Source organism: Lactobacillus sp. 3B(2020) (assembly GCF_013487845.1).
Lineage (GTDB): Bacteria > Bacillota > Bacilli > Lactobacillales > Lactobacillaceae > Limosilactobacillus > Limosilactobacillus alvi.
On the sequence record NZ_CP047410.1, the window covers coordinates 833,153 to 845,200 of the forward strand.

Genomic DNA, 12,048 nt, shown 5'->3' on the forward strand with positions numbered 1-12,048 from the left:
GTTTGACGGAAACAATTAATGGTAAGGGGCAAATCTTGCCGGGACACGTTTTTGTATATCCGAAGGGCGAACATATCGAGATGCCGGATTTGCTGTCGTTTATGCGGCGGAATATCCAGTACAGCAAGGATTACGCTGAAAACATGAGACTGTATACAGGCGATCACGAGATCTTGCATAAGCAACCCAATTTAGTTGGCCCAGACAATCGACTGGTGGTCAATTTGCCACATTATATTGTCGATACTTACAATGGCTTTTTCTCCGGGATCCCGGCTAAGATCACACTAAATGATTCAACCGACGAAGAAAATCAAGGCTTGCAAAATTGGAATGACACTAATTCTATTCAAGATAAATTGAATGAAATTAGTAAGCAAGTTGATGTTTACGGCCGAGCTTTTGCCTTTGCTTACCAGAATGAAAATTCCGAAACTAAGGTTGCCTACGCTTCACCGATGGAAGCCTTTATGGTTTACGACGATACAGTTGCTCAAGAGCCACTAGCTTTTGTACGTTACTGGAAAGATGTAACCAGTGGGATGTGGTGTGGGTCAGTTTATTATGCTGACGGCGTGGATAATTTCAAGGGTAGCGACTTGGAATCAGAATCTCAAACCAATCCTTATGGGCTAGTTCCGGCGGTGGAGTTCTTCGCTAATACCGAACGCCAAGGGGTTTTTGACAACGCCAAGACTTTAATCGACGCCTTAAATAAGGTGATGTCGCAGAAGTCAAACCAGGTCGAATACTTTGATCAAGCCTATCTTAAAATGCTTGGGCTAGACCTCGATAATGACGGTGACGGCAAACCCGACATTGATTTAGTTAATAATCGAGTGATTTATAGCCCGGACGCTAGCGCTAAGGACGCAGTGATTGATTTTATCGCTAAGCCAGACGGCGACACCATGCAAGAGCACATGATTGATCGGCTAATTAAGATGATCCATCAAGTGGCGATGGTGCCGGATTTAAATGATGAAGCCTTTGCTAGCAACTCATCGGGAGTAGCGATGCAATATAAGCTTCTCTCAATGCGTAACATGGCGGCGACAAAAGAACGTAAATTCCGCTACTCCTTACGGCAACTGTACCGAATTATTTTTAGCGTTGGTACTGTAGTGCATGATCAAGATGCTTGGCAACGGTTAGCGGTTGACATGAAGCGGAACTTACCAGATAACCTATCCGAAGAAGCTCAAACCGCTTCTACTCTCTCTAATATCGTATCTAAGCGGACCCAGCTTAAAGTGCTGTCAATTGTGGATGATCCCGACCGAGAGATTAAGCAGATGCAAGATGAGCAAGCTGAAACTACAAGGCTAGCCCGTGAAGCGGCAGATGCAATGCCTGACTTCCTAAAGGACGGTGAAGATGATGGCAACAAGTCAGTACTGGACACTAAGGAAGAAGAAGGAGCAGGAGTGGATCAAGCAGAATCTCGCTAACGATGAGCTTTTCGCTAAGCGACTAACCGCTTTTTACAACCAGGCAATCGCTGATATTAATACGACAATTCAAGTTGAAATTAATCGGGTCGGTGCTGACCAAGTTACTAAGATGGACGTCCAAGCCTTCCAGGGCAAAGCCCAAACAATCGTGGAAGAAGCTGAACAACGGCGCAAAGCCGGGGACCATGTGACTTACAGTGATTACACCAAAGAGATTAATCAGCGCTTGAAAGTCTACAATGCCACCATGCGGATTAACCGCTTGGAACACTTGAAATCAGAAGTTGGTCTGGACATGCTTCGGGCTAACTTGAAGGTTGATGCGGCGCTACGAGATAAGCTAGCTGGTGACTTCCAGAAAGAAGCTATCCGCCAAGCCGGGATTATGATGGATAGCGCTCAGCATTCTAAATGGACATCCCCAAAGATGGCAAAGATTATCATGGCTCAAACTAATGGGGCAAACTTTAGTCAACGACTATGGGCGAATCAAGATGTACTAAAGGCTAAATTAGACCAAGTTTTAGCGACTGGGCTGATCAGTGGCCAAGGTGTCCAAGTGATGGCTCGTCGCTTACGTGATCAAGTTAAAACTACGGTTACTAACCAAAGTTATGTCGTAGAGCGGCTAGCTCGGACAGAATCGGCCCGGGTGCAGGTAGCTGTACAGATGGACGCAATCAAAAAAGACGGGTTTAAGTATGTCGAGTGGATTGAAGAACTTAGCGCCTGCCCAACTTGCAAAGAGATTGGAGCACAAGACTTTGGCAAAGGCAAAGGTGTTTGGCCAATTGATAAAGTACCGTTAATTCCCGTTCACCCCAACTGCCGCTGCGGGATTGTTGAGTGGGTACCAGATGATTACTAGATTTTCGTCCGTTTCCGTGCTTGTCGTGGACGTTAAATAAGACCCGAGAATGGCTCCCAAGCCAGTAAATGCGAGTATATAGGAGGCTAATATGGCTGAAGAAAATCAAGACTTACAACCAGAACAAAATGAAGGAGTTCAACCTGAAAATGTGGATCCAAAGACGGAAGAACAACCAAAGGATGATCCGGTTGAAAGTCTCAAACAAAAGTTTCAAAAGCGAATTGATAAAGTGACGGCAAACAATGCGGGCTTAAAGACTGAAAATGAAGACCTCAGGGGGCAAGTTGAAACTTTAAGCCAACAACTCACTGACCTAAAGGCAGGCAAACTTACAATTAAGGATTTGCTAAGCCAAAGTAAGGAATCTGATGAAGATCAAGCTAAAGATGACCGAATTAAAGCTTTAGAAGCGGAACTTCAACGGACACATGATATCCAAGATACTCGTGACGCCTTCCGTGAAAAAGGTTTGCAAGTCCCAGATGAAATCATTGATCTGGTGGTTGTTAGTGACACTGAAAAAACCGTTAAGAATATCAATTCGATTGAAGCATTTGTAAATGCAATTCGTGACGACACAAAACAAGAAATGCTAAAAGGTACTACTCCACGGAATAGTGGCAAGACCGCAACGGCAATGACGAAGGCGGAAATTAATAAGATTTCTGACCCAATCAAACGGGTTAAAGCTATCCGTGAGAATATGGGCCTTTATCGCTAGGAGGTAAATAAAAATGGCAGAAAATAATTTAACTGTAACAACTGATTTAGTCCCTCAATCAATCGACTTTGTGGAACAATTCTCCGAAGGGATTGGCACTTTACTTCAAGTAATGGGCGTTACCCGGATGAAGCCTTTAACGGCTGGCTCCCAAGTCAAGGTTTACAAGTCTGAAGTTACCAAGGCAGATGGTAAGGTCGCTGAAGGTGAAGTTATCCCGCTTTCCAAGGTAACCCGGAAGTTAGCTAACACCTTAACTCTTGATTTTAAGAAGTACCGGAAGGCTACCACGGCAGAAGCTATCCAATCTGCCGGTGGGATGCAACCAGCGGTAATTGATACTGATAATAAGTTGCTTCGGGCAGTGCAAAAGGATGTCAAGGGTGAACTTTTTGACTTCATCACTAAGACAGATAGCAATAAGACTACGGCAACTGGCGAAGGGTTACAAAAGGCTTTAGCTAACGCTTTGGGCCAATTGGCAGTCAAGTGGGAAGATTACGACACTCAAACAATTGTTTTCTTGAACCCACTCGACCTTTACGAATACCTTGGCGACAAGCAAATGACGACTGAAACGGCCTTTGGCCTCCAATACTTGAAGAACTTCATGGGCTTTAACACGACGATCTTAACTTCAGCTGTCAAGCAAGGAACGTTAGTAGCTACAGTCGCTGATAACATCAACTACTACTATGCTGCTATTTCCGGTGCTTTGGGATCTGCTTTTGATTTGACCACTGATGAAACTGGTTTGATCGGGGTAGCTCATACTGCCAACTACGAAAACTTGACGGCTGAAACTGTGATTGTACTGGCTAACTTGCTAATTGCGGAACGTCTTGACGGGATTGTGACGGCAACGATTACCAAGCCAGCTGTAGCTAGTAAATAATGGCTGAAGTGCTTGATGAAGTTAAGACAATGCTTCGCATTAACGATAATGGTCAAGATGATTTACTCAACTTAATCATCACCAACACGGAGCGCAATCTTAACTTTAAGTTGCAAACTGAAACAGTCCCGGACGAGCTACGTTTTATTGAATTAGAAGTCTGCATCCGGCGCTTTAACCGCTTAAAGAACGAGGGCATGGCGTCATACAGCCAAGAAGGTGAATCAATCACCTTTAATAGTAATGATTTTGATGATTTTCTTGATGATTTAAATGAATGGAAGCGACGCAACCAGAAGGACATTGATTCTCTTGGCCACGTCGCTTTTATTAATGCTTACGGTGGTGATAGTCGTGCGAATGACCAGCAAAATCAATTTTTATTCGGAGGCCAGTCGGCAGTACAACCCGATGACCCACAAATACGAAGGTGATACCCCACTGGTATTCTCAACCTTTGGCAATGTGACGGATATCGGGGTTAATCGGTCGGTGGAAGTCTTTGGTAAGTATGACCAGCAAGCCAAAGTGGTTCGATTGCAATCGCCGGTTACTGTAAGCTGGGCGTACCTGACTATTGACGATCAGCCGACAAAGTACCGGTTACGGACTAGCCGGGCAGTTTTAAAAGGAAACACTTTGATTGTGGGGGAAGGCTAATGACAAAGATTAGCATTCGGATGACTGGTGATAAAGAATTACTAGCCGCTTTGCGAAAGCGACCGGTCTTAATGGCTAATTCGGCGCGTAAGATTGTCGATCGCAATGGACGCCAATTAAGGGCGCAAGCCATGCAAAATATGGCTTCCACATACAATGCTGGGTATTCTAAGGGGGATACTAAGCGTAGCGTCGATGTGGCCTTTAGCCAAGCCGGTTTAACGGCCACAGTTGCTCCACATACGGATTACTTCCCCTACTTGGAATACGGAACTCGCTTTATGAGTCCTCGTCCAACACTCAAACCCGCCTTCGCATATCAGCGGGTAAAATTTGTAAATGATCTGCGAAAACTAATGAAGTGAGGTGCTAGAAATGCCGGATCAAGAACTTTTTGACCGCTTATATCAACTAGCACAGCAACTTGGATATCGGGTCTATGATCACCTACCGATGGAGAGCGAGCCGGTTGATTATCCCTTTGTGGTAATTAGTGATGTGACTTTAGTCCCAGCTACTTATAAAGATAGTTTGGGGGGTCACTTTACAATTGATCTTCATGTCTGGGCAAGTGGAGATAACCGGTATCTGGTGGCACAAATAATTAACGGGCTGAGCCGACTAGGGCGCGGCCTTTTTTTGACGCCCCATTTTCGGTTTCAAGGTCGACCGGGTGCCAATCAGCAACAAATCCTGGTTGATCAAAGCGTGCCAGACACCGTCTTAATGCACGGGGTACTGACACTTACTTACGATTTATGTTAGGAGGTAAACCATGGCAGATAATATTGTTGCAGTGCAAGGGATTCATCGAATCTTGATGCTGCGAAAATTAAGTGAAGCAAATAAGGTTGATGCGCAAGTGCTTCCTTGGCAAGAAGGGGCCACTTTTGGGATTAAGCGCGATGATAAGTCAACCGCTACTAAGTCCGGGAAGGTTAGCAAGGGTGCTGATCCAGAGACGGAATTAAAAACCACTTTCATTGATAACTGGTCAAAGATTGCTGATCAACTTTACGATTCAGTTCTTGATGGGGATGTAATGGAAGCGTGGATTGTTGATCGGACGCGAAAGAAGAACGGCAAATACTTCGCTTGGTATATGCGAGGGGTTGTTTCAGACGACAGCACCGATAACGACGCTGATGATTCTTCTAAGCGAGAAACGACTTTCAACATTAATTACGGACCAGTCCGTGGGTGGACTGCACTGACTAATGAACAAGAAGCTCAAATCGCCTACATTTTCCGTGGTGTGGGCAAGATTGATAGCGAAGCCAAAAATGACGGAACTGATGGCAATGGTGCGGCTTGGTCTGATGAAGATGCCGGGACTGGTGAAGTTGCTGAAGATACTCAAACGAATACTGCTGGAGGTAACGGGCAATGATTATCAAAGTTAATGGTACAGAATACGATTTGAATTTCGGGGTAGCTTTCATTCGAGAGCTTGACAAAATTGATGGTATCAAAGCTAATTTAACCGCTGACCAAAAAGCAAACTTCGGGATGGCTATGAAGATAGTTTCGCCACAAATTGATATGGGGAGTGTGGCTGCTTTATCTGATGTTCTCTATTGTGCCGCATGGGATAACAAGCAACGCCCTTCACGAAAGATCATTGATGAATACTTAGATGATAGTAAAACTGACTTAACTCGGCTTTTCAAAGAAGTTCAAACTGAATTTAAGAAGTCAAATTCTATACAAGCAGAATTAAAAGTAGTCAAGAAAGCGGTAAAAAAAACCAAGGCCTAGATGGACCACAGCTAACGTCAGCTCAGTTTTATCGGGAAATTCTACTGACGGCGATGGCTTATCTAGGTATGAATGATTTGAATGAAATTAAGCGGATGACTTTAGATGAATATTATCTAAGGCTCGAAGCTTATCAATTGCGAAATTTACAGCGTCAAGAGGAATTAGCCTCACAAGCATGGCTAAATCAGACCGTACAAGCTACAGTTGGCAATAAGAATCCGAAGCCAAAGTATACTAAATTTACTGCATTTTTTGATCGACAAGCGTACGAGCGGAAAATTCGGCAAACTTTCGGGGATGACTACATGATTCCTGAAAAGGTAAGCAAGCGCGAAAGTGCGGCGAAGGCCTTCTTTGAGCGCTACAAAGAATTTGAACGACTAAAAGCCGCTGGCAAGATTGACATGACCGCATGGCGAAAGGAGAGTGATTAAATGGCAGAATCAATGAGCGTGGAAGCGATTTTGAGTGCGGTTGATGAAAACTTCACCAAAACTATGGAATCTGCCGTGGACTCTCTGAGTAAGGTTATGCAAGCTAATCAGCAAGCTAGCAGTGGGATGATTAGAAGTGGTGCCATGATGGGTGCCGCCGCAGTAGTGACTGGCAAAGCGATTGGGGTTATTAAAGATTCCCTTGGCGGAGCAATTAGCCGGTTTGATACCTTGAACAAATATCCAGTTGTAATGAATGCCTTAGGATATTCTACCCGGGATGTGGCTAAATCGTCGCAAATTCTCCAGAAGGGAATTGACGGCTTGCCGACATCTTTGGATGAAATTACTGGAATTGCTCAACAACTTGGACCATTAACCGGTGGTGCCAATAAGGCCGCTAAATCGGCGATTGCTCTGAACAATGCCTTCTTGGCTTCTGGTGCATCGGTGGCTGATACCTCTCGTGGGCTACAGCAATATACACAAATGCTGTCAACCGGTAAGGTAGATTTAATGTCATACCGAACTTTAATGGAAACCATGCCGATTGCCTTACGGAAAGTTGCTAATTCTTTCGGCTTCACAGGTAAATCAGCGGAGCAAGACCTTTACTCTGCATTACAAAGTGGACAAATTACAGTTGACCAGCTGAATGATCGCTTTATTAAATTAAATGGCGGAGTAAACGGTTTTGCTTCCTTAGCCCGAAAAAACTCGCAAGGGATCGCAACCTCTTTTGCTAACTTGAAAAACGCTGTGGTTAAAAACATGGCTAACATGCTAACGGCAATAAACCAAGGTTTTCAACAAGCTGGTTTCGGCTCAATTGCGCAGGTATTGGATAACATGAAGGTAGCAATCAACGCTTCCTTTGCCGTAATTGCACCAATCGTGACGAATGCCACGAAAGTAATTTTGGTCGGGTTGAAGTCACTAATTGGTTTTGTTAATCAAAATAAAGATTGGCTAACTCCGCTTACAGTTGGAATTTTAACCTTTGTCGGGCAAGTGAAGGTAATTAAAGGAGCAATTACTATCTTCGGCCAATTAGAAACAGCTTCTAAAGTTTTTAAGACGATCAAGAAAGCTAGTGATTTAGAAACTGCGGTTAAGGGCTTAGATGATTTAGCTGAATCTTTAAAACTTGCCGCCGCTGCTCAAACTGCTTTGAACATTGCACAATCTCTAAGTCCAATGACTTGGTTAATTGTTGGGATTGTAGCAGTCGTTGCTGCATTAGCTTACTTCTTTACTCAAACCAAAACTGGTCGTCAATTATGGTCAAACTTTATTAACTGGTTAAAAGGCGCTTTGACAGGGTTCCAACAGTTCTGGCAGAATTTGAATAATGCAATTGTGCAAATTTTTACGGAGATCTGGAACGCCTTAGGGCAACAAGTCGGTGCAATCGTCGCTTCCTTTAAAGCCGCTTGGAACGGGGTTGCCGCTTTCTTTAGCGGTTTATGGCAAGGAATTGTTAGTGCTGCTTCTGCCGCTTGGAACGGGTTAGTAACGGTTGCTTCAACTGTTTGGAATGCTATAAGAAGTGTAGTGTCAACGATTTGGGGCGGAACCGTTAGTGTCGTCCGATCAATTGGGGCAAGTTTACGAGCTTTCTGGAATGGCATGATGAACGGCTTACGATCAGTGGTATCCAGTGTATGGGGAACAATAAAAGGCGTATTTAGTGCTGGAATGGGATTTATAAAATCAGTCGTCCATGTGGATCTAAGTGGCGCCGGACGCGCAATCATGAACTCATTTTTAAATGGTTTAAAATCTGCCTGGGAAAGCGTTAAAAGCTTTGTCGGCAACATTGCCAGATGGATAAAGCGGCACAAAGGGCCAATCAGCTACGACCGGAAGCTTTTAATCCCAGCTGGTCAAGCAATCATGCAAGGACTGAATGCCGGGCTGACTGATGGATTCGGGATTGTCCAAGATAACGTTTCGACCATGGCCGGTAGAATCCAAAGTCTAGTCGCAAATACACAAAATGGCTATGCGGCTGGCTTAAGCAATTTAAATAGCTCTATGACCTCGACAATTGCCGGGACGATGACGATTGAGAATAATGCTCAACAGAATCGAATTGCTCAATTGCTTGAAGCGATCGCTAATAAGGACACCACAATGGTAATGGATAGTGGCGCTTTAGTTGGTGCAACAGCAGGCGCATATGACCGTAATCTTGGGCAGAACGTAGCGCTGAATGGGAGGTGGTCATGATGGAATATAAGTTCCGTGAAGTGACAAAAACTGATGCGGGGATTGAAATTAATCTGCCGGATGAAGGCTTTCAGTTTGGCGATTTTAATTCCATGACCGCCGGCTACTGGCTTTTAGATCGGAATGCCCCAACGCCAAGTGAACAAACAATTACTGAAACCGTGCCTTACATGCAAGGGGAACTTGATTTCTCCATGCTCGGTGAGGAGCGGTTTTTTGGGATGCGAGAGATCACGTATAAGCTACTGCTAATCAATCGAAATTATCGGAGCCGAAGTGGCTATGAAGAAGAACTTAAGCGACAGTTAATGCCATTGGGTTATGGACAACTCCGTGATACACATGACTCGGCTTACTACTGGAATGCTAAGTGTAAAAGTGTGGAAGTTGAAGATGATGCGGAAACCAATTGCTTAACGGCAACGGTTACTTTTACGGCTTATCCCTTCGCCTACACCAACCATGATGAAGGCGAAGATTACTGGGACGATGTGGTATTTGCCCACTGGATCTGGCAACCAGTTAAGTTTGATGTAAGCGGCGATCGAGATATTAAAGTGCAGAATATTGGTTCACGACCGGTATTAAGTAACTTTATTATTACCGGGAACATTAAATTGACGGCTGATGGTAATACGATTGATTTGACGGCGGATAATTACAAGGATAAGAGCATTGTAATGGAGAAGGGAGCAAATAACTTTCATGTTTCAGGCAATGGCTCGATTAAGTTTGTCTTTCGGCGAGAGGAATTGATTTAATGTATCGAATTATTGGATATAACGAACCCACCGATACGGCGGGGTTTGTTATTTTAGATCAGCGAGTTGGCCGAACCGTCATCGAAGGCAAGCTTACCTTAAAGGAATCGGATATTGATGATTTAACTCTGGTGGTCGCTAAAAATAATCCACTCTTTGACAACGTCAAAACCTTCCACACACATGTAGAAGTGTACGACGATAAAGAGTTGATTTTTCGTGGGCGAGCGATCAAACCAAAGAAATCAATGGAATCTTCTGGTGAATTTCGACGGGAATACATTTTTGAAGATATTGAAGCTTACCTCTTAGATAGCGTCCAACGCTTCTATGAAGGGGTTGGCGAGAAACCAATTGACTTTCTAAAGCATCTGATCGAAGTCCACAATTCTCAAGTTGATAAGTTCCAGAAATTTGAAGTGCGCAATGTCACAGTTACAGATAGCAAAGACGACGCTTATCGGCAAATCGACTATCCAAAGACTCGGGACGCCATCAAGGATAAGCTTCTGCAAAGTTTGGGTGGCTATGTGGTTACAACCTATAAGCCGGGTGGCCCTAACTATCTGGACTACCTCAAAGATATTGGCCGAGACCACAAGAATGACACCCCAATTCAACTGTCACGAAATATGAAGTCAGCGAGTGTCCAGATTGATCCAACCAAGGTGATTACTCGACTGGTACCACTTGGCAAGACACTGGAACCGAAAACGGTGACGGTTGATGGTGATAGCGGTTCAACCACCGGTGTAACTCAGGCAGTTAAGGGCGACTGGACAGAAGCTATCAAAAATGCCGCCTATATGATGGGTATTACTGACCTTTCCCAAAACGATATTGACCGGATCAAAAGCTTAATTCAGCACGAATCTAATGGCAACGAAACGATCCAGAATAACTGGGATAGCAACGCCGCAGCGGGTCACCCGTCAATCGGTTTGCTACAGTATACGCAACCTACCTTTGACAGCTACAAAGTATTGGGATATGAAAATATCCGAGTAGGCTTCCACCAACTACTTGCCCTTTTCAACAACTCAAATTGGCGGTCTGATATCCGTCTTGGTGGTTGGGGTCCAACTGGGAGCAAGCGAATGGATAAGCCGGCGCATGCTGGTAGTAAAAGTGGTTCTTGGGCTTGGCCTTTCCCTAACGTGGGCGAAGGGTCGTTTATGCAAGCTCAGCGCTTTGGTAATGACGGTGGTTATCGGACTAATAGCTTCCACGATGGACTTGATTTTGGTTCAGTTGACCATCCGGGGAGCGAAGTTCACGCCATTCACGGTGGTACAGTTACTTTTAAAGGCTACATGGGTGGTTTAGGCAATTATGTTGTTACTCACTCCAGTGACGGTTTTAATATCGTCTATCAAGAAGCTTTTAGTTCACAAAGTAAAATTCGAGTAAATGTAGGCGATCAAATCAAAACCGGCGATATCATTGGCTGGCGTGACTTAGATCACCTACATGTCGGGGTTACCAAAACCGATTTTTATAAAGCAGTGCAAAAGTCCTTTATCAATGACGGGACTTGGCTTGATCCTCAACAACTGATTAAGAATGGTGGGGACGGAAGCCAAGCGTCTGATAAAAGTCAAGAGGTAAGCAATAAGGATTCAGCACGACCGAAGCTGACGATCGCTGATGTCAACGGCGGTAAGGATTATCTAGATATTCCAGACTTACAAAAGGAATTTGGTATCATCGAAGGGACGGTAGAATTTGACAATGTTGATGATCCAAACACTCTGCTTCAACAGGCAAAATCTTGGATCCAAGCGCAAAGAATCCCAGAAAGTTGGTCTTTAACGGCGATCGAAGTCGGGTTACCCAACTTTAATCACTTTAAAGTCGGCGACCGCTATATGTTTATCAATCCATATGTCGCTAAAGATCAGCTCTTGCGAGTAGTACAAAAGGAGATTGATCTGCTGAAACCACATGCTTCGACACTGACAATTGGCGATAAGCAGATTGGCTTGACTGACTACCAACTTGAAGTTAATCGGAATCAACAGGCTTTCGAGCGAGTAAGGGTCTTAGTTAATCAAATGGCAGCGGTCCAAGCTAATACTGCGGTCAATCAAAATCCTGTAGTCGTGGACGCAGGAACTGGCGAAGATGTATCACAACTAAAATTTGATATGACTCAACTGCAGAAAGTGATCAAAGATCAAATTCCGACTGGCTATGTATCAGTCGATGAATTTAATAAATTGAAAGCACAAGTCGACGCACTGAAAGGAGGTAGCTAAT

14 protein-coding genes are annotated in these 12,048 nt (G+C 44.2%); all 14 read left to right on the forward strand.

What is annotated here, in order from left to right:
* The first annotated feature begins 2 nt into the window (after positions 1–2).
* The 14 genes from GTO83_RS04125 (at position 3) to GTO83_RS04190 (ending at position 12,047) form a co-directional block, all read left to right on the forward strand.
* Positions 3–1,451, forward strand: a complete 1,449-nt coding sequence (locus GTO83_RS04125; protein WP_255463162.1) for a phage portal protein — start codon at positions 3–5, stop codon at positions 1,449–1,451.
* Positions 1,378–2,322, forward strand: coding sequence for a minor capsid protein (locus GTO83_RS04130; RefSeq protein WP_255463163.1), 945 nt, complete (start codon positions 1,378–1,380; stop codon positions 2,320–2,322). The genes GTO83_RS04125 and GTO83_RS04130 overlap by 74 nt, the downstream gene beginning before the upstream one ends.
* 91 nt (positions 2,323–2,413) lie before the next feature.
* A complete protein-coding gene (locus GTO83_RS04135) occupies positions 2,414–3,046 on the forward strand; it encodes a DUF4355 domain-containing protein (protein ID WP_180871866.1) in 633 nt (210 codons plus the stop codon).
* A 13-nt stretch (positions 3,047–3,059) separates the two neighbouring features.
* Positions 3,060–3,941, forward strand: coding sequence for a hypothetical protein (locus GTO83_RS04140; protein WP_180871867.1), 882 nt, complete (start codon positions 3,060–3,062; stop codon positions 3,939–3,941).
* Complete coding sequence (locus GTO83_RS04145; protein ID WP_180871868.1) at positions 3,941–4,375, forward strand: phage head-tail connector protein; 435 nt, start codon at positions 3,941–3,943, stop codon at positions 4,373–4,375. The genes GTO83_RS04140 and GTO83_RS04145 overlap by 1 nt, the downstream gene beginning before the upstream one ends.
* Complete coding sequence (locus GTO83_RS04150; protein WP_255463164.1) at positions 4,353–4,601, forward strand: hypothetical protein; 249 nt, start codon at positions 4,353–4,355, stop codon at positions 4,599–4,601. The genes GTO83_RS04145 and GTO83_RS04150 overlap by 23 nt, the downstream gene beginning before the upstream one ends.
* Positions 4,601–4,966, forward strand: a complete 366-nt coding sequence (locus GTO83_RS04155; RefSeq protein ID WP_180871870.1) for an HK97-gp10 family putative phage morphogenesis protein — start codon at positions 4,601–4,603, stop codon at positions 4,964–4,966. Before GTO83_RS04150 ends, GTO83_RS04155 begins: the two co-directional genes overlap by 1 nt.
* A 10-nt stretch (positions 4,967–4,976) precedes the next feature.
* Positions 4,977–5,366, forward strand: coding sequence for a DUF3168 domain-containing protein (locus tag GTO83_RS04160; protein ID WP_180871871.1), 390 nt, complete (start codon positions 4,977–4,979; stop codon positions 5,364–5,366).
* A gap of 10 nt (positions 5,367–5,376) precedes the next feature.
* Complete coding sequence (locus GTO83_RS04165) at positions 5,377–5,991, forward strand: phage tail tube protein (RefSeq protein ID WP_180871872.1); 615 nt, start codon at positions 5,377–5,379, stop codon at positions 5,989–5,991.
* Entirely contained in the window at positions 5,988–6,359 is a 372-nt protein-coding gene (locus GTO83_RS04170; protein WP_180871873.1) for a tail assembly chaperone, read from the forward strand. The genes GTO83_RS04165 and GTO83_RS04170 overlap by 4 nt, the downstream gene beginning before the upstream one ends.
* Positions 6,360–6,412: 53 nt before the next feature.
* Positions 6,413–6,796 carry a hypothetical protein gene (locus tag GTO83_RS04175; RefSeq protein ID WP_255463165.1) on the forward strand — a complete coding sequence of 128 codons (384 nt, stop codon included), beginning with the start codon at positions 6,413–6,415 and terminating at the stop codon, positions 6,794–6,796.
* Positions 6,797–9,028, forward strand: coding sequence for a tape measure protein (locus GTO83_RS04180; protein ID WP_180871874.1), 2,232 nt, complete (start codon positions 6,797–6,799; stop codon positions 9,026–9,028).
* The gene (locus tag GTO83_RS04185) at positions 9,025–9,789 is read left to right on the forward strand and encodes a phage tail protein (protein WP_255463166.1); all 765 of its coding nucleotides are present in this window, start codon (positions 9,025–9,027) and stop codon (positions 9,787–9,789) included. The genes GTO83_RS04180 and GTO83_RS04185 overlap by 4 nt, the downstream gene beginning before the upstream one ends.
* Positions 9,789–12,047: a phage tail protein gene (locus tag GTO83_RS04190; protein WP_180871875.1), complete on the forward strand. Its 2,259-nt coding sequence runs from the start codon at positions 9,789–9,791 to the stop codon at positions 12,045–12,047. Before GTO83_RS04185 ends, GTO83_RS04190 begins: the two co-directional genes overlap by 1 nt.
* Position 12,048: the final 1 nt, after the last annotated feature.

What these genes read in the sequence shown, in the direction of transcription:
- GTO83_RS04140 (WP_180871867.1), top strand. Translation starts at nt 3,060, where the DNA reads ATGGCAGAAAATAATTTAACTGTAACAACTGATTTAGTCCCTCAATCA.
- GTO83_RS04185 (WP_255463166.1), top strand. Translation starts at nt 9,025, where the DNA reads ATGATGGAATATAAGTTCCGTGAAGTGACAAAAACTGATGCGGGGATT.
- GTO83_RS04170 (WP_180871873.1), top strand. Translation starts at nt 5,988, where the DNA reads ATGATTATCAAAGTTAATGGTACAGAATACGATTTGAATTTCGGGGTA.
- GTO83_RS04175 (WP_255463165.1), top strand. Translation starts at nt 6,413, where the DNA reads ATGGCTTATCTAGGTATGAATGATTTGAATGAAATTAAGCGGATGACT.
- GTO83_RS04150 (WP_255463164.1), top strand. Translation starts at nt 4,353, where the DNA reads ATGACCCACAAATACGAAGGTGATACCCCACTGGTATTCTCAACCTTT.
- GTO83_RS04135 (WP_180871866.1), top strand. Translation starts at nt 2,414, where the DNA reads ATGGCTGAAGAAAATCAAGACTTACAACCAGAACAAAATGAAGGAGTT.
- GTO83_RS04180 (WP_180871874.1), top strand. Translation starts at nt 6,797, where the DNA reads ATGGCAGAATCAATGAGCGTGGAAGCGATTTTGAGTGCGGTTGATGAA.
- GTO83_RS04130 (WP_255463163.1), top strand. Translation starts at nt 1,378, where the DNA reads ATGATGGCAACAAGTCAGTACTGGACACTAAGGAAGAAGAAGGAGCAG.
- GTO83_RS04145 (WP_180871868.1), top strand. Translation starts at nt 3,941, where the DNA reads ATGGCTGAAGTGCTTGATGAAGTTAAGACAATGCTTCGCATTAACGAT.
- GTO83_RS04190 (WP_180871875.1), top strand. Translation starts at nt 9,789, where the DNA reads ATGTATCGAATTATTGGATATAACGAACCCACCGATACGGCGGGGTTT.
- GTO83_RS04165 (WP_180871872.1), top strand. Translation starts at nt 5,377, where the DNA reads ATGGCAGATAATATTGTTGCAGTGCAAGGGATTCATCGAATCTTGATG.
- GTO83_RS04160 (WP_180871871.1), top strand. Translation starts at nt 4,977, where the DNA reads ATGCCGGATCAAGAACTTTTTGACCGCTTATATCAACTAGCACAGCAA.
- GTO83_RS04155 (WP_180871870.1), top strand. Translation starts at nt 4,601, where the DNA reads ATGACAAAGATTAGCATTCGGATGACTGGTGATAAAGAATTACTAGCC.